General features: G+C 46.7%; 19 protein-coding genes, 7 tRNA genes, 3 rRNA genes and 1 other RNA gene. 23 read left to right on the top strand and 7 right to left on the bottom strand.

Going from position 1 to position 23,499, the window contains the following annotated elements; genetic code table 11:
* Positions 1–168 precede the first annotated feature (168 nt).
* A complete protein-coding gene (locus tag AC0J5I_RS05015; RefSeq protein ID WP_475304383.1) occupies positions 169–906 on the bottom strand; it encodes a prepilin peptidase in 738 nt (245 codons plus the stop codon).
* 511 nt (positions 907–1,417) lie between these two features.
* Between AC0J5I_RS05015 and AC0J5I_RS05020 the strand changes: the two genes are divergently transcribed.
* The 15 genes from AC0J5I_RS05020 to AC0J5I_RS05090 all read left to right on the top strand — a co-directional run bounded on the left by AC0J5I_RS05020 (position 1,418) and on the right by AC0J5I_RS05090 (position 12,491).
* Positions 1,418–2,976 (top strand): 16S ribosomal RNA (locus AC0J5I_RS05020).
* A gap of 210 nt (positions 2,977–3,186) precedes the next feature.
* Positions 3,187–6,100, top strand: a 23S ribosomal RNA gene (locus tag AC0J5I_RS05025).
* Between the two features lie 91 nt (positions 6,101–6,191).
* Positions 6,192–6,307, top strand: a 5S ribosomal RNA gene (gene rrf / locus AC0J5I_RS05030).
* The 16S, 23S and 5S rRNA genes sit together here with 7 tRNA genes alongside, the layout of an rRNA operon.
* Before the next feature lie 11 nt (positions 6,308–6,318).
* Positions 6,319–6,391 (top strand) — tRNA-Val (locus AC0J5I_RS05035).
* Between the two features lie 5 nt (positions 6,392–6,396).
* Positions 6,397–6,469 (top strand) — tRNA-Lys (locus AC0J5I_RS05040).
* A gap of 46 nt (positions 6,470–6,515) precedes the next feature.
* Positions 6,516–6,588, top strand: a tRNA-Thr gene (locus AC0J5I_RS05045).
* Positions 6,589–6,597: 9 nt separating this feature from the next.
* Positions 6,598–6,669: transfer RNA gene (locus tag AC0J5I_RS05050), tRNA-Gly, on the top strand.
* A 30-nt stretch (positions 6,670–6,699) separates the two neighbouring features.
* Positions 6,700–6,785, top strand: a tRNA-Leu gene (locus AC0J5I_RS05055).
* A gap of 5 nt (positions 6,786–6,790) precedes the next feature.
* A tRNA-Arg gene (locus AC0J5I_RS05060) sits at positions 6,791–6,864 on the top strand.
* 18 nt (positions 6,865–6,882) lie between these two features.
* Positions 6,883–6,956, top strand: a tRNA-Pro gene (locus tag AC0J5I_RS05065).
* A 339-nt stretch (positions 6,957–7,295) separates the two neighbouring features.
* The gene (gene tnpA, locus AC0J5I_RS05070; protein WP_475304384.1) at positions 7,296–7,742 is read left to right on the top strand and encodes an IS200/IS605 family transposase; all 447 of its coding nucleotides are present in this window, start codon (positions 7,296–7,298) and stop codon (positions 7,740–7,742) included.
* Positions 7,732–8,883, top strand: a complete 1,152-nt coding sequence (locus AC0J5I_RS05075; RefSeq protein ID WP_475304385.1) for an RNA-guided endonuclease InsQ/TnpB family protein — start codon at positions 7,732–7,734, stop codon at positions 8,881–8,883. The genes tnpA and AC0J5I_RS05075 overlap by 11 nt, the downstream gene beginning before the upstream one ends.
* Before the next feature lie 198 nt (positions 8,884–9,081).
* Entirely contained in the window at positions 9,082–9,543 is a 462-nt protein-coding gene (locus tag AC0J5I_RS05080) for a CtsR family transcriptional regulator (RefSeq protein ID WP_475304386.1), read from the top strand.
* Between the two features lie 25 nt (positions 9,544–9,568).
* Complete coding sequence (locus tag AC0J5I_RS05085; protein WP_475304387.1) at positions 9,569–12,055, top strand: ATP-dependent Clp protease ATP-binding subunit; 2,487 nt, start codon at positions 9,569–9,571, stop codon at positions 12,053–12,055.
* 100 nt (positions 12,056–12,155) lie between these two features.
* On the top strand, positions 12,156–12,491 hold the full coding sequence (locus tag AC0J5I_RS05090) for a hypothetical protein (RefSeq protein WP_475304388.1): 336 nt from the start codon (positions 12,156–12,158) through the stop codon (positions 12,489–12,491).
* A gap of 53 nt (positions 12,492–12,544) precedes the next feature.
* Here AC0J5I_RS05090 and AC0J5I_RS05095 read toward each other — a convergent pair whose 3' ends face one another.
* On the bottom strand, positions 12,545–13,444 hold the full coding sequence (locus AC0J5I_RS05095) for a helix-turn-helix domain-containing protein (RefSeq protein WP_475304389.1): 900 nt from the start codon (positions 13,442–13,444) through the stop codon (positions 12,545–12,547).
* A 102-nt stretch (positions 13,445–13,546) separates the two neighbouring features.
* Here AC0J5I_RS05095 and tadA point away from each other — a divergent pair, with 102 nt between their 5' ends.
* The 3 genes from tadA (at position 13,547) to AC0J5I_RS05110 (ending at position 14,643) form a co-directional block, all read left to right on the top strand.
* Entirely contained in the window at positions 13,547–14,098 is a 552-nt protein-coding gene (gene tadA, locus AC0J5I_RS05100) for a tRNA adenosine(34) deaminase TadA (protein ID WP_475304390.1), read from the top strand.
* A gap of 41 nt (positions 14,099–14,139) precedes the next feature.
* An RNA gene (ffs, locus tag AC0J5I_RS05105) (signal recognition particle sRNA small type) lies at positions 14,140–14,226 on the top strand.
* 120 nt (positions 14,227–14,346) lie between these two features.
* Positions 14,347–14,643, top strand: a complete 297-nt coding sequence (locus AC0J5I_RS05110; protein WP_475304391.1) for a DUF1905 domain-containing protein — start codon at positions 14,347–14,349, stop codon at positions 14,641–14,643.
* Positions 14,644–14,650: 7 nt separating this feature from the next.
* On the opposite strand, the gene AC0J5I_RS05115 is transcribed toward AC0J5I_RS05110, so the two are convergent.
* The 5 genes from AC0J5I_RS05115 to AC0J5I_RS05135 form a co-directional block, all read right to left on the bottom strand.
* Positions 14,651–14,812 (bottom strand): hypothetical protein, encoded by a 162-nt coding sequence (locus AC0J5I_RS05115; protein ID WP_475304392.1) that lies wholly within the window; start codon positions 14,810–14,812, stop codon positions 14,651–14,653.
* Positions 14,813–14,944: 132 nt separating this feature from the next.
* Positions 14,945–15,316 carry a general stress protein gene (locus AC0J5I_RS05120; RefSeq protein ID WP_475304393.1) on the bottom strand — a complete coding sequence of 124 codons (372 nt, stop codon included), beginning with the start codon at positions 15,314–15,316 and terminating at the stop codon, positions 14,945–14,947.
* Positions 15,317–15,382: 66 nt separating this feature from the next.
* Positions 15,383–15,727, bottom strand: coding sequence for a hypothetical protein (locus AC0J5I_RS05125; protein WP_475304394.1), 345 nt, complete (start codon positions 15,725–15,727; stop codon positions 15,383–15,385).
* A gap of 144 nt (positions 15,728–15,871) precedes the next feature.
* Entirely contained in the window at positions 15,872–16,294 is a 423-nt protein-coding gene (locus AC0J5I_RS05130; protein WP_475304395.1) for a hypothetical protein, read from the bottom strand.
* A complete protein-coding gene (locus tag AC0J5I_RS05135) occupies positions 16,263–17,648 on the bottom strand; it encodes a Y-family DNA polymerase (RefSeq protein ID WP_475304396.1) in 1,386 nt (461 codons plus the stop codon). The genes AC0J5I_RS05130 and AC0J5I_RS05135 overlap by 32 nt, the downstream gene beginning before the upstream one ends.
* 229 nt (positions 17,649–17,877) lie before the next feature.
* Here AC0J5I_RS05135 and AC0J5I_RS05140 point away from each other — a divergent pair, with 229 nt between their 5' ends.
* The 5 genes from AC0J5I_RS05140 (at position 17,878) to AC0J5I_RS05160 (ending at position 23,411) form a co-directional block, all read left to right on the top strand.
* Positions 17,878–19,179: a mechanosensitive ion channel gene (locus tag AC0J5I_RS05140; RefSeq protein ID WP_475304397.1), complete on the top strand. Its 1,302-nt coding sequence runs from the start codon at positions 17,878–17,880 to the stop codon at positions 19,177–19,179.
* A gap of 599 nt (positions 19,180–19,778) precedes the next feature.
* Complete coding sequence (locus tag AC0J5I_RS05145; protein ID WP_475304398.1) at positions 19,779–20,579, top strand: hypothetical protein; 801 nt, start codon at positions 19,779–19,781, stop codon at positions 20,577–20,579.
* Between the two features lie 125 nt (positions 20,580–20,704).
* Positions 20,705–21,448, top strand: a complete 744-nt coding sequence (map, locus tag AC0J5I_RS05150) for a type I methionyl aminopeptidase (protein ID WP_475304399.1) — start codon at positions 20,705–20,707, stop codon at positions 21,446–21,448.
* A 255-nt stretch (positions 21,449–21,703) separates the two neighbouring features.
* Positions 21,704–22,399, top strand: coding sequence for a response regulator transcription factor (locus AC0J5I_RS05155; RefSeq protein WP_475305554.1), 696 nt, complete (start codon positions 21,704–21,706; stop codon positions 22,397–22,399).
* Positions 22,383–23,411, top strand: coding sequence for a sensor histidine kinase (locus tag AC0J5I_RS05160; RefSeq protein ID WP_475304400.1), 1,029 nt, complete (start codon positions 22,383–22,385; stop codon positions 23,409–23,411). Before AC0J5I_RS05155 ends, AC0J5I_RS05160 begins: the two co-directional genes overlap by 17 nt.
* Positions 23,412–23,499: the final 88 nt, after the last annotated feature.

Here is a 23,499-nt window from a genome sequence, read left to right on the forward strand (position 1 = left end):
TGATAATATGATTTTCTAGTCTGAGGTTCGAATTTGGTGGCGTAATTCCCCGCCTAGGTGGTTTTGACGTTTTTTTGACTGTGATTTGAACTGATTTTCCCCGCCAACGTGGTTTTGACGGGTTATTTCTGAGCATAAATCCAATCCCCAAATGGAATCAAAGGGGCATTAACGGATCAGCAGTATCCGTGCGAAGTGCACCACGATAGCAGAAGCGGCTAGAAAGGGCCCGAACGGCAATCTGCGCTGCAAGGAGCTGCCTTTCGCCATGTGGGTGTGCAGAAAATAGGAACCCGCGGAAAAACTGGCCAACAAGATGATAAACAAGGTGGGCTCCAACCCAAAAGTCAGGCTCAAGATCGAAAGCAGTTTGATGTCGCCGCCCCCAATCCCGTCAGGAAGAGCGAAGCTTGTGAAAAACAACAAGGAAAAAATCACAAAGAAACTGATGAAGGCTGCCGGCCAATCCGCAACCGGAAGCACTGCTTGGCGAAACACGACACCGAAGAGCAATAAGAGCTGGAAGCGATCGGGAATCAACAGGTAGAGATAGTCGGCAATCGCTATGACCACCAACAGGGAGAACACAAAGGCGAGAGCGACCAACTGCAGCACGTCTGTTGCATAGAAATAATAGAGCAGACAGGCCAAGAAACCGGAGATGATTTCCGAAGTGAGGTACAACGCATCTATTTTTATTGCGCAGTACGCACACTTCCCGCGGTGAAACACGTAAGAAAAAATCGGAAAAAGATCTTTGATCTGCAGCGTATGCTGACAATGGACGCAGTGTGAGCGTGTGGTGGTGAAGTTTTCTTTGATGGGGATGCGTGTTCCCAGGACGGTAAAGAAAGATCCGAAAATGGCTCCGAAATAAAAGATGGGTACGTAAGCAACGATGGCCAAAATAATTCCCCCTTGACGAACAAACTGACTATAATATCCGCAACTAGTCTGTTGAATCTTTTTGTGCGTGGGTTTTGAAAATATTTGGAAGAGCGTTTTGAGAATTGTTCCATTTGTTGTTGACAGGGCGTCCGTCAGATGGTAGACTGTTTAAGTTGTCAAATTAATCGTTTGTCCCGGTAGAAAATAATTGTTGACAGATGATTCTGAATTTGATAATATATAAGAGTTGCTACTGCAGTTCGAAAACGTTTAAAATATCTTCAAAAAATATTTTTAAAAGACGTTGACAACGAGCTGGTCAAGTGGTATTATAAATAAGCAATCACGTAATACGTGATACACGATTGACCTTTGAAAACTGAATAAAGAATGAACGAACCAAATGTGCAAGGAGCTTAGACTTCGGTCGAAGCAAACGAAGACGATACTTAGTATCGCAAACATAAAGTCAGCAAAACAACAAGAGCAATCAGCTTAACGTGTAGGATTTCTGTACAAGAGTCCACATTTACATGAGAGTTTGATCCTGGCTCAGGACGAACGCTGGCGGCGTGCCTAATACATGCAAGTCGAACGGTCTTTTCTATGGAAGCTTGCTTCCACTGAGAAGATAGTGGCGGACGGGTGAGTAACACGTGGGTAACCTGCCCATAAGAGGGGGATAACATCCGGAAACGGGTGCTAATACCGCATAGTTTTCTTGATCGCATGATCGAGAAAGGAAAGACGGCCTTTGTGCTGTCGCTTATGGATGGACCCGCGGCGTATTAGTTAGTTGGTGAGGTAATGGCTCACCAAGACGATGATACGTAGCCGACCTGAGAGGGTGATCGGCCACATTGGGACTGAGACACGGCCCAAACTCCTACGGGAGGCAGCAGTAGGGAATCTTCCGCAATGGACGAAAGTCTGACGGAGCAACGCCGCGTGAGTGAAGAAGGTTTTCGGATCGTAAAACTCTGTTGTCAGAGAAGAACAAGTTGGAGAGTAACTGCTCCAGCCTTGACGGTATCTGACCAGAAAGCCACGGCTAACTACGTGCCAGCAGCCGCGGTAATACGTAGGTGGCAAGCGTTGTCCGGATTTATTGGGCGTAAAGCGAGCGCAGGCGGTTCCTTAAGTCTGATGTGAAAGCCCACGGCTCAACCGTGGAAGGTCATTGGAAACTGGGGAACTTGAGTGCAGAAGAGGAGAGTGGAATTCCATGTGTAGCGGTGAAATGCGTAGATATATGGAGGAACACCAGTGGCGAAGGCGACTCTCTGGTCTGTAACTGACGCTGAGGCTCGAAAGCGTGGGGAGCAAACAGGATTAGATACCCTGGTAGTCCACGCCGTAAACGATGAGTGCTAAGTGTTGGAGGGTTTCCACCCTTCAGTGCTGCAGCTAACGCATTAAGCACTCCGCCTGGGGAGTACGGCCGCAAGGCTGAAACTCAAAGGAATTGACGGGGACCCGCACAAGCGGTGGAGCATGTGGTTTAATTCGAAGCAACGCGAAGAACCTTACCAGGTCTTGACATCCTTTGACAATCCTAGAGATAGGACTTTCCCTTCGGGGACAAAGTGACAGGTGGTGCATGGTTGTCGTCAGCTCGTGTCGTGAGATGTTGGGTTAAGTCCCGCAACGAGCGCAACCCCTATTGTTAGTTGCCAGCATTCAGTTGGGCACTCTAATGAGACTGCCGGTGACAAACCGGAGGAAGGTGGGGATGACGTCAAATCATCATGCCCCTTATGACCTGGGCTACACACGTGCTACAATGGATGGTACAACGAGCAGCAAGACCGCGAGGTCAAGCGAATCTCTTAAAGCCATTCTCAGTTCGGATTGCAGGCTGCAACTCGCCTGCATGAAGCCGGAATCGCTAGTAATCGCGGATCAGCACGCCGCGGTGAATACGTTCCCGGGTCTTGTACACACCGCCCGTCACACCACGAGAGTTTGTAACACCCGAAGTCGGTGAGGTAACCTTTATGGAGCCAGCCGCCTAAGGTGGGACAGATGATTGGGGTGAAGTCGTAACAAGGTAGCCGTATCGGAAGGTGCGGCTGGATCACCTCCTTTCTAAGGAATATAATGGAATCCTTGCTTGGTTCAATCATTCTTTGTTCAGTTTTGAGAGATCAATCTCTCAAGCAAGACAATTTGTTCTTTGAAAACTGAATACTACAAAAATAAAGTAAGAAACCTAAACATTTTACCGCGTTTTAAGTTAACTTAAATGAGTTTTTAACGAAATAAGTTAGCAAGCCAGCAATGGCGAGCTTAACCATAGGTTAAGTGAATAAGGGCGCACGGTGGATGCCTAGGCACTAGGAGCCGATGAAGGACGGGACTAACACCGATATGCTCCGGGGAGCTGTAAGTAAGCTTTGATCCGGAGATTTCCGAATGGGGCAACCCAATATCTTTGATAGGATATTACGTTACACTGAATACATAGGTGTATCGAGGAACACGCAGGGAACTGAAACATCTCATTACCTGCAGGAAGAGAAAGAAAATTCGATTCCCTTAGTAGCGGCGAGCGAAACGGGAAAAGCCCAAACCAAAGAGCTTGCTCTTTGGGGTTGTAGGACTGGGACATGAGACTGCAATGGATAGCAGAAGCCAACTGGAAAGTTGCGCAAAATAGGGTAATAGCCCCGTATGCGAAATCCAAATCAGCTCTACCAGTATCCTGAGTACGGCGGAACACGAGAAATTCCGTCGGAATCCGGGAGGACCATCTCCCAAGGCTAAATACTCCCTAGTGACCGATAGTGAACCAGTACCGTGAGGGAAAGGTGAAAAGCACCCCGGAAGGGGAGTGAAACAGTACCTGAAACCGTGTGCCTACAAGTAGTCAAAGCCCGTTAATGGGTGATGGCGTACCTTTTGTAGAATGGACCGGCGAGTTACGATTTCATGCAAGGTTAAGTTGCAAAGACGGAGCCGCAGCGAAAGCGAGTCTGAATAGGGCGAATAAGTATGAGGTCGTAGACCCGAAACCAAGTGACCTACCCATGTCCAGGTTGAAGGTGCGGTAATACGCACTGGAGGACCGAACCCACGCACGTTGAAAAGTGCGGGGATGAGGTGTGGGTAGCGGAGAAATTCCAATCGAACTTGGAGATAGCTGGTTCTCTCCGAAATAGCTTTAGGGCTAGCCTCGGATATGCGAATCATGGAGGTAGAGCACTGTTTGGACTAGGGGCCCTTCTCGGGTTACCGAATTCAGATAAACTCCGAATGCCATTGATTTAGATCCGGGAGTCAGACTGCGAGTGATAAGATCCGTAGTCAAAAGGGAAACAGCCCAGACCACCAGCTAAGGTCCCAAAGTATCTGTTAAGTGGAAAAGGATGTGGGGTTGCATAGACAACTAGGATGTTGGCTCAGAAGCAGCCATCATTTAAAGAGTGCGTAATAGCTCACTAGTCGAGTGACCCTGCGCCGAAAATTTACCGGGGCTAAACAGATCACCGAAGCTGTGGATGGAACCTTCGGGTTCCGTGGTAGGAGAGCGTTCTAAGGGCATCGAAGCCAGATCGTGAGGACTGGTGGAGCGCTTAGAAGTGAGAATGCCGGTATGAGTAGCGCAAGACGGGTGAGAATCCCGTCCACCGAATAACTAAGGTTTCCTGGGGAAGGCTCGTCCTCCCAGGGTTAGTCGGGACCTAAGCTGAGGCCGATAGGCGTAGGCGATGGACAACAGGTTGATATTCCTGTACCAGTTGCTTTTGTTTGAGCGATGGAGGGACGCAGGAGGCTAAGGAATGCACACGATCGGAAATGTGTGTCCAAGCAGCAAGTCTGAGAACGAGTGAAATGCTTTTTCTCTTAAGGACAAGCTGTGATGGGGAGCGAAATTTAGTAGCGAAGTTCCTGATGTCACACTGCCAAGAAAAGCTTCTAGTGAGAAAGTAACTGCCCGTACCGCAAACCGACACAGGTAGTTGAGGAGAGAATCCTAAGGTGTGCGAGAGAACTCTCGTTAAGGAACTCGGCAAAATGACCCCGTAACTTCGGGAGAAGGGGTGCTGACCGCAAGGTCAGCCGCAGTGAATAGGCCCAAGCGACTGTTTATCAAAAACACAGGTCTCTGCAAAATCGAAAGATGACGTATAGGGGCTGACGCCTGCCCGGTGCTGGAAGGTTAAGAGGAGAGGTTAGCGCAAGCGAAGCTTTGAATTGAAGCCCCAGTAAACGGCGGCCGTAACTATAACGGTCCTAAGGTAGCGAAATTCCTTGTCGGGTAAGTTCCGACCCGCACGAAAGGCGTAACGATTTGGGCACTGTCTCAACGAGAGACTCGGTGAAATTATAGTACCAGTGAAGATGCTGGTTACCCGCGACAGGACGGAAAGACCCCATGGAGCTTTACTGCAGTTTGATATTGCGTGTTTGTATCACATGTACAGGATAGGTAGGAGCCAATGATACCGGGACGCCAGTCTCGGAGGAGGCAACGGTGGGATACTACCCTTGTGATATGACCACTCTAACCCGCTGCTCTTAGCGAGCAGGGAGACAGTGTCAGACGGGCAGTTTGACTGGGGCGGTCGCCTCCAAAAATGTAACGGAGGCGCCCAAAGGTTCCCTCAGAATGGTTGGAAATCATTCGTAGAGTGTAAAGGCAGAAGGGAGCTTGACTGCGAGACCTACAAGTCGAGCAGGGACGAAAGTCGGGCTTAGTGATCCGGTGGTTCCGCATGGAAGGGCCATCGCTCAACGGATAAAAGCTACCCTGGGGATAACAGGCTTATCTCCCCCAAGAGTTCACATCGACGGGGAGGTTTGGCACCTCGATGTCGGCTCATCGCATCCTGGGGCTGTAGTCGGTCCCAAGGGTTGGGCTGTTCGCCCATTAAAGCGGTACGCGAGCTGGGTTCAGAACGTCGTGAGACAGTTCGGTCCCTATCCGTCGCGGGCGTTGGAAATTTGAGAGGAGCTGTCCTTAGTACGAGAGGACCGGGATGGACACACCGCTGGTGTACCAGTTGTTCTGCCAAGAGCATCGCTGGGTAGCTATGTGTGGACGGGATAAACGCTGAAAGCATCTAAGCGTGAAGCCCCCCTCAAGATGAGATTTCCCATCACTTTAAGTGAGTAAGACCCCTGAGAGATGATCAGGTAGATAGGTTGGGAGTGGAAGTACAGCGATGTATGGAGCGGACCAATACTAATCGGTCGAGGACTTAACCAATTTTTAAAAGATGAAAACTCAAGCGGTGTTTTCGGGTTCCCTTTAAATTTGTAGATTCAGTTTTGAGAGAACAACGTTCTCTTGAAAAATGTGCGGTGACGATGGCAAGAAGGTCACACCTGTTCCCATCTCGAACACAGAAGTTAAGCTTCTTAGCGCCGATTGTAGTGAAGGGTTTCCCTTTGTGAGAGTAGGACGTTGCCGCGCATTTATATTATGGAGGTTTAGCTCAGCTGGGAGAGCGTCTGCCTTACAAGCAGAATGTCGGCGGTTCGATCCCGTCAACCTCCATTCATGAGTTATTAGCTCAGTTGGTAGAGCATCTGACTTTTAATCAGAGGGTCGCAGGTTCGAGCCCTGCATAACTCATTCATCATTCTTGCGATAATGATGGAACAATTAAATATAATGAGACGCCGGCTTAGCTCAGTTGGTAGAGCATCTGATTTGTAATCAGAGGGTCGAGGGTTCAAATCCTTTAGCCGGCATCCAAAAATGCGGAAGTAGTTCAGTGGTAGAACATCACCTTGCCAAGGTGGGGGTCGCGGGTTCGAACCCCGTCTTCCGCTTTTTTTTTTTTTAATGGCTATTGTTTTTTAGCCGGGGTGGCGGAACTGGCAGACGCACAGGACTTAAAATCCTGCGGTGAGTGATCACCGTATCGGTTCGATTCCGATTCTCGGCACTTACGCACCCATAGCTCAATTGGATAGAGTACTTGACTACGAATCAAGCGGTTACAGGTTCGACTCCTGTTGGGTGCATTTTCACATAATTATTACCGGGAAGTAGCTCAGCTTGGTAGAGCACTTGGTTTGGGACCAAGGGGTCGCAGGTTCGAATCCTGTCTTCCCGATAAATAAAAATAGACGCAGAAATCATTCCGATGGTTTCTGTGTCTATTTTGTTTATCGGGATATATTGCCGTTTTTTCTCTTTCAGTATATAATGAGGAACATTCTCGATAATTCTGTTGGAAATGTTGAGGGAATACGCTGTTGTAGAGGCAATAGAGAGCAGTGTGGATGGGTTATCAGCTTTCTTGACTAGTTTGCCGCAAACGTCCTCGGATAGCCCTTTCTGATTAATTGGGCGAAAAACCCGGCATTTTAATGCCGAGATGAAAGCCTTTTTTTGTTTCATATTTTTTGGTGCTTACATATGGTGGCGGTATAATGTAGTCAGAGGTGATAACATGACTGACAAAAATCGTTTCACGCATGGTCGGACTTCTGTCTTTCGTTTGGACTACCATATTATTTGGCGGACCAAATACCGCAATCCGGTCCTGTTCGGAAAAGTCGATTCTGACCTCAAACAGATTCTGTCGGAAATAGCGAGCGAATATGGATTTGAAATCCAACACATGGAAATCGGTTTCGATGACCATGTCCACTTGTTGGTGTCTGCGCCGCCGAAATTGTCCGTTACAAACATCGTCCGTTGGCTGAAAGGTATCAGCGCAAGAAAACTGTTCCAGTTGCACCCAGAACTGAAAAATTCTTACTGGCTGGCCGAAGGCAATCGGCACCTTTGGGCGCCGAGTTATTTTGTTGAAAGTATCGGCACAAGCAACGAACAGGCAATCGCCAAGTATATTGACGACCAGCGGATAAAGGAGGCGAAAGACAATGAAACTTAAAGGCATCAAAGTGAAGTTGCTGCCGAATCAGGCCCAAAAGGACCAGATCGACATCAATATCCAACTTCGCCGGTTCATCAAAAACAAGATGCTGGATATGCAGCAGGCACGCTACAAAAACGGCGGTCAATACGTCAACAAATTCGGCATGAACTACCTCATCAAAGTGTTGAAACTCGAATTTCCGTTCCTGAAACAGGCCGAAAGCACGTGTCTGGAATATGCCTGCGCCGATTTGGATCAGGCGTATCAGCGCTTCTTCACTGGCCAAAACAAACATCCGAACTTCGAAAGCCGTAAACGTCCGCACAACAGTTACAAATCCAAATGCATCAACCAAAACATCCAAGTCGCGGATAACCATTACATCAAGCTGCCGAAACTCGGTTTGGTCAGGGCCTACGGCCTTGAACGGATTCGCGGTCAAATCAAGAACGCTGTTATCCGCAAGGAGCCGACCGGCGCCTATTCCGCGACAATCCAAGTGGAACACGAACCTGTTCTGTTGCCCAAAACCAACAAAGAAGTCGGCATCGACCTGGGCATCACCCATTTGGCGATCCAGTCCGACGGATTCAAGCTGGAAAACAAGAACTTTGAACGTTCCTTGGCAAAAAAACGCCGCAGCTGGGAACGTAAGTTGGCGCGCCGGCGCACGCAGGCTTTGGTCAAAATCAAGGAAGCCGAGACGGCCGGCGTCGAACTGGATCTTTCGGAATTCAAAAACGTCCAAAAAGCCAAACAGATGGTGGCCAAACTCAATCGCAAAATTGCTAATCAAAGCGAATACCACCTGCAGAAGTACACGACCGATTTGGTGCGGCACTTTGACCTGATTGTCCTGGAGGATCTGAAAACCAAAAATCTTCTGCAAAACCACCATCTTTCCCGTTCCATTGCGGACGCAGCCTGGGTGAAAATCAAGTCCATGCTGGCGTACAAATGCGACTGGTACGGCAAGGAATTGGTGCTGGTCAACCCTGCCTATACGAGCCAGACCTGTTCGCATTGCGGCGAGAACACCGGCAAAAAGCCGTTGCGGATCCGCACGTTCGCTTGCCCGCATTGTCACACCAAAAACATCGATCGGGACGTGAATGCGGCCATTAACATCCTCGACAAAGCGTTGGCCGAACGTTAAACGGCAAGAGTGTGGGACACGCTTTGGTCCATAGGAATAACCTCTGGCCGGTTGGTTTCCAATCGGTTAAGTCCGTTCCGTTCCCAGAAGCTCAGGCACTTGAGTGCCGAGCAGTCCCCATTTGACAGTTATGTAGGAATAGCATAATATAAACATATAATAGTCAAAATTAGTCAGGGGAAGGGAGGCGTCCATTCCATGCATGGTCAGAACATGTCAGATATCATCGAAGCGTATATCAAAAAGATTCTGAATGCAGAAGAGCAGATTGAAATCAGAAGGAATGAAATGGCAGATCGTTTTCATTGTGTACCTTCACAAATCAACTATGTCATCAATACCCGTTTTACGGAACAGCAAGGCTACTCGGTCGAAAGCAAACGCGGCGGGGGCGGTTATATACGCATCATGAAGGTGAAAATCCTCGATCAAGCAGAATTGTTGGATAAGCTGATCGCGATAGTAGGCGAAAGCATCACCCAGAAAGATGCGTTTGCGGTAACCCAAAATCTATACAGTCGCGGTATCATCACGAAACGCGAAGGAAACCTGATGTTGTCGGTATTGGATAAGTCACTTGCCCCATACACAGGCGAGCACGAAGAAAGAATACGAGCCCTGCTGTTGAGAAATTTTTTGAACAGCTTGCGCTTTGAATAGATAGCCCGTAGAGGAGGCGTTAAAAATGGATGAATTATTTACAGAAAAAGCCAGCCAAGTATTGATGTTGGCAACAGAAGAAGCGCACAAATTTAAGCATCAATCCATCGGAACGGAGCATATGCTTCTCGGACTAGTACGAGAACAAGAAGGCATTGCCGGAAAAGTGTTGCGCGGATACGATATTGATGAGGAAGGAGTCCGCGAAGAGATTGTCCATCTGACCGGTTTCGGCCAAATGAACACGGAAGACTTCAATGCGCCGTTGCCATTTTCTCCTCGGGCAAAAAAAGTCATTATGTATGCGACAAACGAAGCGCACAAATTGGGGGTTCCTTTGGTAGGGACCGAACACCTTTTGTTGGGTTTATTGAAAGAAGAAATTTTGGCAGTCAAAATCATCAAAAATCTGCAGATCGATCCGAATCTGCTGCGTAAATCTCTCTATGAGAAACTGGGCATCAAACAACCGACAAAACCGGATATGCGTTCAGCCAAAAAGACGGAGAAAGTGGAGGAAGGAACGCCAACTTTGGATTCCTTGGCCCGCAATCTGACGGAATTGGCACGGGAAAACCGGATGGATCCGATCGTAGGCCGCGACAAGGAAGTCCGCCGCATCATGCAGATTGTTTCCCGCAGAACGAAGAACAATCCTGTTTTGGTAGGGGAACCGGGTGTCGGCAAGACAGCCATCGTGGAAGGCTTGGCACAGAAAATCGTGGCCGGCGATGTTCCGGATACGTTGGCGAACAAACGCATTATGATGTTGGATATGGGTTCGCTGGTGGCCGGTACGAAATACCGCGGTGAATTCGAGGAAAGAATGAAAAAAATCATCGACGAGATCTACAATGACGGGAATGTCATCCTCTTTATCGATGAGTTGCACACCTTGATCGGCGCAGGCGGAGCGGAAGGGGCGATCGATGCCTCGAATATCCTGAAACCGGCATTGGCAAGGGGCGAACTGCAGACAATCGGTGCTACCACCCTTGATGAATACCAAAAATATATCGAAAAAGATGCGGCGTTGGAAAGACGTTTCGCACCTATCCATATCGATGAGCCCACACCGGAGGAATCGGTTGAGATCATGCGTGGCTTGCGTTCCCGTTATGAGGAGCACCATGGCGTGGAAATCACTGATGAGGCTTTGAAAGCAGCTGTCCAGTTATCCGTCCGCTATATCACTTCCAGAAGATTGCCGGACAAAGCGATCGATCTGATTGATGAATCCGCGGCAAAAGTTCGGTTGGATGTCACCCACGGGGATACGCCGATCGGGAAAATCGAGCTGGAAATCGCTAAGTTGTCGAAAGACAAAGAGGAAGCGATCCTGAATCAGGACTTCGATAAAGCTGCCCGCATCCGCAAACGCGAAATGGCGAAGAAGCAGAAATTCCAAAAAATGGTGGAGCAACAAGCCCAAACGATCACGCACTACGATCTGAAGGTGACTGAAAACGACGTAGCTGAAGTGGTGGCTTTGTGGACCGGAATCCCTGTCAACCAGATGGAGCAGAAGGAAAGCGACCGTTTGATGAGGCTGGAAAAAGTGCTGCATGAACGCGTCATCGGCCAATCCGAGGCGGTCAATGCAGTGTCCCGCGCAATCAGGCGTGCACGTTCCGGTTTGAAGGACCCGAACCGTCCAATCGGTTCATTCCTTTTCCTAGGGCCTACCGGTGTCGGGAAAACAGAGTTGGTGAAAACACTTGCTGAAGCGATGTTCGGGACAGAGGATGCCTTGGTTCGCTTGGATATGTCCGAATACATGGAAAAATACAGCACGAGTCGTCTGATCGGCTCCCCTCCCGGCTATGTCGGTTATGATGAAGGCGGCCAGTTGACGGAAAAAATCAGACAAAAACCCTACTCGGTCATTCTTCTCGACGAGATTGAAAAAGCCCACCCGGATGTCTTCAATATCCTCCTGCAAGTACTAGATGACGGTCATTTGACCGATTCCAAAGGACGGAAGGTCGATTTCCGCAACACGATCTTGATCATGACTTCCAACTTGGGTGCAACGGCTTTGCGTGATGAAAAATCGGTCGGATTCGCGGCGAAGGATCTCAAGCATGATTATAAAGCGATGGAGAAACGCATCCGCGAAGAGCTGAAGAACAGCTTCCGTCCGGAGTTCCTGAACCGTATCGATGAAACAATCGTCTTCCATTCATTGGAGAAAGACGAGTTGCATGAAATCGTCAAATTAATGGCGAACGGCATCGTGAAACGTTTGAAAGATCTCGATATCCATGTGCGAATCACGCCTGCAGCCATTGATGTCATCGCTAAAGCCGGTTTCGATCCGGAGTACGGCGCACGCCCAATCAGACGCGCGATCCAAAAAGAAATCGAAGATAAATTGAGTGAAGAAATGCTGAGCGGTTTGATCAAATTCGGCGATACTGTTACGATTGGTGCCCAAAAAGGCAGTATCCGGATCTCTGTGAAGCCCGCAAAGGCAGAAAGCAAAGATAAAAAAGTGCCGGTAAATTCTTAAGAGCAGCAGGGCCTCATTTGGGAGACAGGGTTATTGTTCGGTTATCGCTTCCGTTTATGTTAAAATATAGTTACGGAAGTTAGAGGAGGGAACCAATAAAATGAAAAATTCTAAAAAGGCATTATTGATCGGTTTGGGTGCTACAGCAGCGATTGCGGCAATTGCGGCAGCTTTGGCATACGAGGAAGAAGCAGTGGACAAAATCGGCTCTTATTTGAACCGTCAACGCATGAAGAGTTTTGTTAAGGACCATCTGAAAGGCAGCCAAAAATTTTTGAAGGCAATCGAAGATTTGACTGATGATGAAATCGACGGATTCTTGCGCGTTGTCGACAGAGCAGGCGATTGGAAAGAATCAGCAATGGACCTATTCTCTGATTTTAAGGACAAAGCCGGCGATGTAAAAGACAGCGTAGGCGATAAGTTGCATAGATAAGAATTGAAAAAGACTGCCGGAACCAGGGGAATCCCTGGTTCTGGCAGTCTTTTTTAGTTGGTGTGAGGACCCGTTACTACAGCGATGGCTAGATAAGCCAAGGCTAGGTCGTCCATGCTCTTCAAGGCCAAGCCGGTCGCATCAAAAAAGCGATCGATCCGGTACTGGAGGGTGTTGCGGTGCAGATAGAGGTCGGCTGCTGCTTTCGACAGGTTCCCTTGATTCTGCCACATGGCTGTGATCAGTTCGTGTGTGCCGTCGACGGAACTGATCGTAGTCTGCAAGGCTTGCAGCACCGGATTTTGGGTTCCAGATTCCGAGATGAAATAAGGAAGCGCGATTGCGGCAAGCGTTATGATCTTGTTTCCTTTGGCAATCGTGCGACTGGCCGAAAATATTTTCCTTTCTTCCTCGAAAAGGAGCGGCAAGCGGGAATCGACAGGCCAGCGCTGTCCCAGATACAAGTCGGTTCGTAGGCTGAAGTCGTCATCCAGAATATCCAGCACTGCAGCCAATTCTTCATCAATACAGTAGGGTTCCGGGCTGTCGAGAATGAAGACACCGTTTTTGCCATTCAAAAAGAAGCATTCGCGGACAAGCGGCAGCGTTTGGCTGAAAGAATCGAGCCACAGTGTCTGGTCGAAAGACCCAGCGTCCTCTTCCCGGTACGAGAGGTTGAACTGGAGCAGTTGGGTCTGCGCCAGTCCGGTCGGAATTTCGGACGTCTGACCCAACAGAAACCGGGCCCAAGGATTCTTCGGGATTTCGGACGTCGTCTGGACCTCGTGGAGCAACAACTGCTTCAAAAGGGCTTTTTCGCGTCCGTTCAGCGTATGTTCAGGGATATGCAACCATTTGTTCTGGAAAGGCAGCGTGAAGTAAGCGGGCCCGAGACTGGCCGCAGTCGTTATCTTGGCTTCGGGGAATAGTTGTTGGAGTTCGTTTTGATTCAAACTTTCACCTCATTTTGTAGGCTGGTTATTTTAGATTTGTAAGGCTTTTCATCCATTTTAGCATTATTATCATTAATTTGCTAAAAAAATATGAAATATGCTATGATTAATGAAGCAAAAGGGACGAGGTTGGGGAAGATGGATGAGTTGAAGGAAGAGTATATGCGGGAAGCCATCAAAGAGGCGGAAAAGGCTGCGGCCATAGGGGAAGTGCCGATCGGAGCGGTGATCGTCTGGAAGGGTGAAATCATCGGGCGCGGCCATAATGAACGTGAAGCGACGAATGATGCGACGACGCATGCGGAAATGACGGCAATTAAGCAAGCCAATGCATTCAAGAAAAATTGGCGGCTCGAGGAAGCCGAACTTTATGTGACGCTGGAGCCGTGTCCGATGTGCTGCGGCGCCATCCTTTTGTCGCGAATCAAGAAGGTCTATTATGGTGCATCCGACCTGAAAGGCGGAACGGCAGGCACTTTGATGAACCTGCTTCAGGATGAACGTTTTAATCATCAGTGCGAGGTCGAACGGGGTGTCCTGGAGGAAGAATGCCGGACGCTGCTACAGGATTTTTTCCGGGCGCTGCGCAAAGAACGGAAGGAAAACAGCCGGAAGCATCTCCGCGAACATATGCAGGAAGAAAACAAAGGCTAGCTTTTTCTTTTTGGCTATGATATGATAAGAAATGCCGAAAGGCCTTATCGCAATGGCGATCTTATGAATTGAGTCAGATCCGGAAGGAAGCAGCTATAAGTAGGTATCGCCATGTGCTATAAGTTAATATAACTTAAATGAAGAAGCAGGATAAACCGTTTTGACGGTTCTCCTGCTTCTTTTTTAAATCGAATCATTTCGAAATTTCATTCAATCTTGGTCGCTCATAATGGAAGAGGAAAAAGACTTTGGAAGAGAAAATAGTGGACAACAAAGAACTTGAACTCAAATATGTATCCGGCAAAGGTGCTTGGACCTATCATATTGAAGTTCCGGACACAAAACAAATCAATGGGCCCTGGGGAAGCATCAAAGTCAGGGGAACCATCGACTGCTATGACTTTGGGGTGATGAACCTGATGCCGTTACGGGATAAAAATGCAATCATGTCCGTCAATGCCAAAATCCGTAAATCCATCGGCAAGGGTGGCGGGGACGCGGTAGTGGTGACGATGTGGCTGTTGGATGCTGAGGAGCATATGTAGGATGCTGTCAGTTCCTTTTGCGGTAGTTTTTGATTAGGCTTTGTATTGCTGGAAAGGCTATGGCGGCAATGACTATGGAAATCGCAATATCATGCGTCAGCAAGGTAAAGGCTAGCATGATTAAAGAAGCTGCGAAAAGGGTATAGACGTTCACTTTTTCTGCATCCATTTGTTTCCTCCTGCATCCAAATTTTGATTGAGAAATGCTTTTTATTATTCCAGTATAATTTTATCATAATATATTAAAATATCCAGGATACTAAAAGTAGGTATCCTGGACCTTTTCGTTATCTTGTGGTTTTTAACCCTCGCTTACTATGATCAAAATATTCCCTTCCTCCAATTCGGAGAAGTATCCTTGCATTTTGCGTTCTTGCTCAGCTTCCTGGTCCGGTGACAACTGCGGATAAGGATGCTGAGGGGAGGGCTCGAAGAGGGCTTCCTCATCGAAGGCCGGGTAGAGCGGGGCGAGTTCATTCCATTCTGCATTCTCGTCGTGCCCGGTTTCGGTGATGACGTCAATACCGGTTTCTTTAGCCAACCGCTCTTTTTTATCTGGTGAGTTGGTCACCAATAGGAGATCCGTTTCCTTGTGCCCTTTTTCGAGGAGTGTTTTTACGGCTGCTTCCACAGCTTCGACGGTTGCGTACGAACCTGCCACAAATTTTGACATACAGTCTCAATCCTTTCTAGTTACATGGTTTTACAAGGCTGTTTGACGGGGCCGAATAGGAAATTTTTATTCGTCCGCTTCCTTCGTAATGATGACGATGCTGCCGCTTTCAATGGCAGCGATGCGGTCTGCAAGAAAGCCCTTGCTGTCCGGGAAAGTCCCGGTCCTGTGCTGGAAATCTTCGTATTGCTTCAGGTTAAAAAGATCGTGGACCTTCTCCAATAACGAATGACTTGAGAAAATCGCACCGTCCGCGCCGCGCAGGTCCCAATTCTCCAATATGGCTTCTTGGCTGGCATTGTTCGTCACCAAGGTAATCTGTTCCTTCGTGTAGCCTTTTTTATGCAGTTCCTCAACCGCCCTTTTGCACTCCTCGATGGAATGGACGCTGGTATGGATGGTATAAGTCATGATGATGTCCCCCTTATCAAGAGAAAAGAAAGCGTTCTCTTTTGATTTGAGTATAAGCCTTTGCATCAAAAAAAACAACAATCGCACTGTCCGTTCCATTCGCTTACAAGCACCTGACATAAAGCCCTGCGATTTTTTATCGGATTAGCCCGGACTTTGTCTGAATACAGCCACTCTGGACCATTTATCCTGATACAGAATACGCACATTCCGTATGCGGTCGAGCGGAATCCATTCTTCACCAATCAGGATTTCATCCTCGCCGCAATAGCCCTTGAAAAAGCCCTCAATGGACTCTGTTTGGCGCCCAAAACGATCTTTTTGATTCAATTGGACCGATATGCGGCGGTTTTTTTTCAAGGCTTCTGCTAAAGTTTCGTCGATTTCGGTAGGGCTCATCTGCGGCAGGATCGGGATATCTTTCATGGCCTCCTCTTTTCCTGCAGAGATGGATTTTACCAGTTCGTCCATCGCGTAGGCCGTTACCCATTTGATCATGCCGCGGTCGTGGTAGTCGTTGTAATCTTCAAATACCTTATCCGTCCGTTCTCTTGGTTCTTTCAGCATTTTCTTCCCCTTCCTCCAATCCGGCCATGCCACCCGCGTGTCCTCCCACCAACGAACTGCGTGCGATTGCGCGGCCGCCCTCCAACAGGCTGACTGCCCGCACCAGTGAGCGGAACCCATATTTTCTGCGGATCGAATCGACTATCTGGTCTTTTTTTTGATCTTTTACTTGTTCGTCAGGCTCCTGAAACAGGTCCAGCTGCAGAAAATCCGTGTAGATCAGATTGCCGGCACCCACCCCGACATTCCGGATCGATTGGTCTTTGTAGTGCTGGTCAAAAATCATCAGGATATGGGCCACGAGTTGGCTGGAGGCGTTGGTGGGCGGAATCTTCATTTGCTGATGGAATCCGGTCCGGCCAAGCTGATCGATATAGTTGATACTGTAGCCGATGCTCAGACTCACAAGCTGGGCCTTGGCTCCGGATTTTCGCAGGCGCGTCGCCACTTGGTCGGCCATTTCGACCAGGACGATTTCGATTTCGGAGCGCACCACATAGTCTTTGATGAGTACCTGTGAGTTGCCGATGGATTTGGACCCTACTTTAACACTGTCCCCCAGAAAGCTGCGGTCGATCCCCCAACTGTGGGCGTACAGCTGCGCGCCCATGACGCCGAGTTGACTCTTCAAATAATAGTAATTGGTATGCGCCAAGTCATAGATCGAGGAGATGCCCAACTGGTTGAGCCGCAGCTGGGTTCGTTTACCGATGCCCCAAAAATCGGTCATGTCGGGGATTTTCCACACGGTTTCGGGAATATCCGGATAACGCCATTCCGCAATCATATCCGGCTGATGCTTGGCCGCGTTATCGAGCGCCAACTTAGCCAGCAGCGGGTTATCGCCGATGCCGATCGTTGTGTAGATGCCGGTCGTCTGCAACACGTCCGCCTGGATGAGTCTGGCCATTTCATAAGCCGTTTTTTTTCCAAAAAGTTTCTGGGCGCCGGTGATATCGACGAAACTCTCATCAACCGAATAGACATGGTGGTTGGCTTCGTCCGCGTATTTCTTGTAGATGTTGTTGATTTCGGTATTTTTCTGCATGTACAGCCGCATCTGTGGCGCCGCAATCACCAGTCCCGGCGGATAGGGGAAGGGCAAGTCCCTGGCCCGGCTGATGTTCGATATCCCGTAAGCCTTCTTGGCAGCCGGAGAGGAAGCCAAAATTAGCCCGCTGCCGCGCTCTTTCGGATCGGCTGAGGGATAGCTCATGACAACCAATTTTGTTTCGAGCGGATGCAGCCCGCGCCTGACACATTCCACGCTCGCATAGAAGGATTTGCAGTCGATGCAAAGAATGTCGCGACTGGGCTCCTTCGCATAATCAAAAACCAATTCTGTTTCATACATAAAAACCGTCTCCAATCTCTATGTCTCTATTATACGAACGTGTGTTTGGTTTTGTAAAGCGAACAGGGAAAGATATTTAAAAAGAAAGTTAGGAAAGTTTTAAAGTGTCTCCTCGATTTGTTACGGCACAGAGTTGGAAACCTTTTCATTTCATGATTAACTGCCTTTCTGCTATACTTGCCGTGTGGAAAACTATTCATAAATTTATGGATAAAAGGAGGAAAAAAGAATGGAACAATTTACGGATTCCTTGCAAGGTTTGTGGGTCTCTTTCGTCAATATCCTTCCGAATCTCCTAGGCGCTCTCTTATTGTTGGTATTAGCTTGGATTATCGCTACGCTAGTGAAAAAGGCTATCGTGAAGGGTCTCAATGCCCTCGGATTTGATAATAGATTGGTAAAATGGGGCGTTGCACACACGGTAGAGGACTCCCACCGCGTTATTGAATCGATCGGGAAGGTCTTCTACTATCTGATTTGGCTATTCTTCATACCGGGTATTCTTTCACAGATTGGTCTCGCCAATATTGCTCTACCCATAACCAACATGTTCGATAACTTTTTGGCTTTTCTGCCTAAACTCTTCGGAGCAACCATTATCTTGGTGATTGGTTACTTCGTGGCCAAATTCGTCAAGGAACTGGTCCAAAGCTTGTTGGAATCCATCAACGTTGACCGTTGGATTTCCAAATACACTCAAACTAGCAATCAAAGTGCGAAACACGCCGCAGGTCCAACCCCTGGGCAGAAGAATACGATTGCCCGTGTTTTGGCCAATATAGCATTTGTGATCATCCTGATTCCAGTCCTGACTATGGCGCTGGAGGCGTTGCAGATCCGTTCCATCTCTGAACCCATCGTGAATGTATTGACCCAAATTTTGGCTGCCATTCCGAATATTCTGGTGGCGGTAATCCTACTGATTGTAGGTACGCTAATCGCAAAATTTGTGGCGGATCTTCTGGAAGGACTGTTGGAGAATGCTGGAATCAACCGCTTCTCCCACTACCTAAATCCTAATGGAACTTCCCGTCTCAACCTTTCACAAGTAATCGCAAAAATTGTACAGGCTGTAATCATTGTCTTCTTCACGGTAGAAGCGCTGAATGCGGTGAACCTGGAAGTGTTGAATACCATTGGCGTTGCGATCATTAGCTACTTGCCATCTGTACTGATTGGCCTCATTATCTTAGGACTGGGGATCTTCGGCGGGAATGCGCTATCTGCCTTCCTGAAAGAGTCTACCGGAAGCTCTATGTTAGGCGAGGTCGTTAAGTACATCTTATATGTCTTGGCTGTCTTCATGACGTTGGATCAACTGCAGTTTGCTTCAACGATTGTGAACACTGCCTTCCTGTTCATCATTGGCGGCCTTGCCGTCGCCTTTGCCTTGGCATTTGGTCTGGGAGGCAGAGAATTTGCCAAGCATCAGCTCCAAAAACTTGATCGCAAAATTGACCAAGAAACAGCCAAGCCTTCCGAGCCTATTGAGAAGACGGAAACGGAAGAAAAAATTGATCCACTTGGCTAATAACAAACAATATAAACTCTCTTTTCAAAAACCAGTTCCTTTTGGAGCTGGTTTTTTTCTGTCAAAGGTTCCATTCCACGCTTGCATAGAAGGATTTGCAGTCGATGCAAAGAATGTCGCGACTGGGTTCCTTAGCTAATCAAAAACCAATTCCATTTCGTACATAAAAATCGTCTCCAATCTCTACGTCTCTATTAAACGAACGTACGTTTGCTTTTTTAAAGCGAACAGGGAAAGATATTTGGATAAAATGACAAAATACAGGCGAAGGAGCAATCTTTTATATACTTGTTGTGAGGAATTACGATTTTTTGATATATAATTATAGGTGGTTAATAGTTCAGGGGAATTGGAAGGGCGGCCGGAAAAGAATCAGGGGTATGGGGAAGATTGGAATGAGGTATCGATTCCTTTTGAATTTCTATTATAATGAAGTACGAAAGGAGTTAGAGCCATGGCGGAATTTCTCACAGCTGGTTGGACCTTATTGAATGCACTTGCTTTAACCCTCTTTGCAGGATGGATTATTACTTATCTTTTCAAAAAGAAATGAATGACCGGTAGGTACTTCTTCTAAACAGATAGGATGGTGTTGGAAAATGATGAAAAAGCCAATGGTAACAACAATATTTTACCTTTCAAGTCTTCTGGTATTGAGTGGGTGTGGCGGTTCCACTTCCACCACAAGTGTCGTGGAGTCAATCGGGAATGCTGCTCAGAAGAACGCGGAACTGGACAATGCCCGGTTTGAGACGCGCTACTCCATGGATAGTGACGCTGAGCCATTCGACCAAAGCTCGGAAGGAGCCTTCGTTAAAAATGCGGAGTCTGATTATGAGTGGTATCAGAAGACTTCCTTCGATGAAACGAATACTACGGAAATAGCTCAGATAGGCGGAAAGCAGTATCAGAAAATCAGTGTGCCCGGTCAATCGGAAACGCAATGGGTGGAGGTTTCTTCAACTGGATTTGCTTTGCAAGAACTTCTGCGCTCGCTCTTTGAGAATGATTTAGTGGAAGCGGATATTGCGGAGAGCCAAGTTAAGGAAACAGGAGAGCGCAAGGAATATACCCTCACCATGAACGACGCTTATGCCGAGAGGATAAAAGCGGAAAATGTGGAAGTGATCCAGCAGAACATCGACAAATTGAAACAGGACGACGAAGAAGCGCTGGTCATCGAGGGAATAGAAGCCCATCTCCAGGAAATAGAGGAGACAGACTACCAAGACGTCACCATCACCTATGAAATCAATGAGGAAGATTTCCTGACGGCTGTCCACTACGAATCTACCGTGGTACCTCCAGTTGGGGAGCCATACACATTGGTCAGCAGTTTCTCCCTTACGGAATATAATCTGGATGATACAGGAGACCTGTTGCCTCAGATCGCAGAGTGAGGGAATCCGGAGAAATAATCGGTATTCCGCAAATAGGCAATGTTTTTGAAGAAAAATCTGTTCCGTTTGTGATAGAATCTAACGGGAACGATAAACATAGAATGATTTAAAAGTGAGGATATAAGATGATTGCAAAGACAGAAGAGGATTTTAACGGATTAAAAGAAATTGGCGGCATTTGTGGAGCGATCCGCGATGAAATGGTCCAATCCACGAAACCCGGCATCACCACAAAAGAGCTCGATGACATCGCCAAGGAGCTTTTTGAAAAAGCAGGAGCGCAATCTGCACCAAAAGGGGAATATGATTTTCCTGGATATACGTGCATCAGCGTAAATGAAGAAGTAGCACACGGGATTCCGAGCGATCGGATCATTGAAGAAGGGGACCTTGTGAATATCGATGTTTCGGGTTCCAAAAACGGCTATTTTGCGGATACTGGCATTTCCTTTGTTGTCGGGAAGGGCGATGTCGTTCTGAAGAAATTATGTGACGTTGCGAAAGAAGCGTTCGATGCTGGACTTGCGAAGGTAAAACCGGGCGCGAAAACAAGCAACCTCGGAAAAGCGGTGCACAACGTGGCGAAACGCCATGGTCTGACTGTCATCAAAAATCTTACCGGACACGGTGTTGGGCGCGCGATTCACGAAGCCCCCGATCATATTTTCAATTACTACTCGCGCTGGGATGACGAGATTCTGAAAGAGGGCATGGTCATTGCCTTCGAGCCTTTCATCTCCACATTCGAAGAGGAAGTTTTCCAAGTTGAAGATGACGACTGGACCTTCTTTACAGAAGAAAGCATGGTCGCCCAATACGAACATACGATCATTGTGACGAAGGAAGGACCGATCATTACCACGTTGTAAAGTCGAAAGATACATATAAATAAAAAGCGCCTCCCGTTACGATAAACGTAACAGGAGGCGTTTTTCATCTTTTTGCTACGACTTCTATTTCTTCATCCACACCAAAAATTATATAGACATAGTTTGTTAATAGGGTACCTTTTTGTGAAATAATTGGAGAGTCAAAGATGGGTACTAAGCCAAAAGTCTAATAGGCTGATGGAAAGTAATCCTGTATAGTAGAAGTAACGAATGAAGGATGGGTAGGTGAACAGGTTGATAAAAATTATGATTATTGAAGATGATTTAGTCATTGCCTCAAGTTTGCAAGAAGAGTTAATGAAATGGCAATACAGTGCCTTCTATGTCACTGATTTCAATGACGTAATGAACATATTTACGCAAGAAGCACCCCAATTGGTCTTAATAGATATCAAACTTCCGTATTTTAATGGGTATTATTGGTGTACGGAAATTCGTAAAATCTCTCAAGTACCCATTATTTTTGTTTCTTCACAGAGCGAACGAATGGATATTGTAATGGCGATACAGATGGGAGCCGATGATTTTATTAGTAAGCCATTTGATTTAACCGTTGCTTTAGCCAAAATACAAGCATTGTTGCGGAGAACATATGACTTTACCGGTAAAGATGCTTATTTGAGTTATCAGAAGGTCTATCTAAAGACAAGCGAATTAAAGGTTCAATACCAGGATCAAGAAGTAGAATTAACTAAAAATGAAATAAAAATTTTAGAAGTACTCTTTCTGCAAAAAGGGGCTTTTGTTTCCCGGGAGGCTATCATGATGAAATTATGGGAAAATGATTCGTTTATCGATGATAATACATTAGCTGTTAACATTAACCGCTTACGAAAAAAACTCGCAGAAATCAATGTAACCTCCTTTATTGTCACGAAAAAAGGATATGGATATGGACTTCAGAAGGACGACCATGATGAAACCTACTAAGAAATGGACAGACATTTTTATAGCTTTTATTAAAGCGAACCGTTCTTTGCTGATAACCTATATGCTGAACGTCGTAGTATTTAGTTTCATCTATATGTTAGGCCGGTTACCATTCTACTTTTTACTATTTAGTATTGAACTTACTTTATTTTTGGGTAGTTGTTTTTTCGTATTTCAATTTTCGAGGTATTATAAGCGGTTTCGATTACTGGAACAGTTAGATAAAGATCCAATCCATACACTGAAACAATTATCGGCTAGCCAAGACCCAAGTGAAGAATTTCTTCGTCTTAAAATTGTAGATTTAATAAAAGAAATTCAACAAATCGAAAGAAAGAATCTACAGAGAAGCAATTCTCAGATGGATTATTTTACTTTGTGGCTGCATCAAATTAAAACACCTATTTCAGCTATCAGCTTATTGATGCAACGAAACAGTGAGATGAAATTTAGCCACCAAATGGAACAAGAGCTGTTACGGATTGAAAATTATACGCATATGGCGTTAAATTATTTGAAAATTGAAAATAGTGGGTCAGATTTGGATTTTGTGGAAGTTTCGCTTAATCGCGTAATCAAAGAGACTATTAAAAAATTTTCTATTTTGTTTATTTATAATCATATCCGATTAGACTATCAAGAGACAGCAGTAACTATTTTGTCAGATGAGAAGTGGCTGCGGGTACTAGTCGAACAAATTCTTTCCAATAGCTTGAAGTATACTCCAGAAGGTGGCACTATCAAGATTTACATGAGTCCCACACAAGAGCAGCAGCTCATTATTGAAGATACTGGTATTGGCATCCGATCGGAAGATTTACCACGTATATTTGAACGTGGTTATTCAGGGTTTAATGGGAGAATACATGAAAAATCAACTGGACTGGGCTTATTTCTTAGTCAGGAAATTACAAAACGTCTGGGTCATAACCTAGTAATCGAATCAACTTTAGAAAAAGGGACCAAAGTAATGATTGATTTAGCCAGAGAGCCGTTAATAAAAGACTATTGATAGACAATCTTACAAAACTGTAAGGTTAAACGACTATTTGTAAGAAAAGATAAAGGCAGACGATGTTCATTTTTATTAAACTAGTGAT

The organism is Trichococcus sp. TS_SC_9 (assembly GCF_056156325.1).